The organism is Pseudomonas guariconensis (genome assembly GCF_015680235.1).
Lineage (GTDB): Bacteria > Pseudomonadota > Gammaproteobacteria > Pseudomonadales > Pseudomonadaceae > Aquipseudomonas > Aquipseudomonas guariconensis_A.
This window is the reverse complement of the sequence record NZ_JADLJL010000074.1, coordinates 1-763: the sequence shown is the minus strand read 5'-3', so window position 1 is coordinate 763 and position 763 is coordinate 1. Positions and strand designations below refer to the sequence as shown.

Genomic DNA, 763 nt, shown 5'->3' with positions numbered 1-763 from the left:
TCATCGTTCGTTCGCCTGCGCGAGGACTGCGCACATAGATGTTTGCGTCATCGGCATAACGGACGAAGCGATGATCTCGTCGCTCCAGCTCGCGGTCGAGTTCGTCGAGCAGGATGTTCGACAGCAACGGCGAAAGTGGGCCGCCTTGCGGCGTTCCCTCCTGCCGTGGGCTGACGACACCGTCCGACATGATCCCGGCCTCGAGATAGCGGCGGATTAGTCTGAGTACTCGTTTGTCTTCGATCCGGCGCTGCAGACAAGCCATCAGGATGTCGTGGTTGACCCGATCAAAGAATTTCTCCAGATCAAGCTCCACACACCAGCGATGGCCTGCCGCCACATGGGCTCGGGCCATTTCTATGGCTTGATGGGCGCTCCTGCCCGGACGAAAGCCGTAGCTGTAGTCCGAAAACAGCGGATCAAAGATTGGCGTGAGCTGTTGCAGCAGTGCTTGCTGAAGCAGGCGATCCACGACACTGGGGATTCCCAGTTGCCGGGTGCCGCCCTGCGGCTTGGGAATTTCGACCGCCCGCACTGCCTGAGGATGGTACTCACCGGCCAGCAACCTGGCTTTGAGGGTTGGCCAATACTGTTTCACGTAGCCTGCCAAGTCGGCGACCGTCATGCCATCGGCACCTGGTGCGCCCTTGTTGCTGACTACGCGTCGATACGCACGCCTGAGGTTGTCCGGTGCAAGCACCCGCTCCATCAGCGTGTCCGGCTCCGCGTTCGTCCACGTCGCTGACGCCGCCGGCACCTTTGC

1 protein-coding gene is annotated in these 763 nt (G+C 61.1%); it reads right to left on the bottom strand.

What is annotated here, in order from left to right:
• A partial coding sequence (ltrA, locus tag IRZ56_RS22900; protein WP_230390504.1) for a group II intron reverse transcriptase/maturase occupies positions 1-763 on the bottom strand: 763 nt, incomplete at both ends.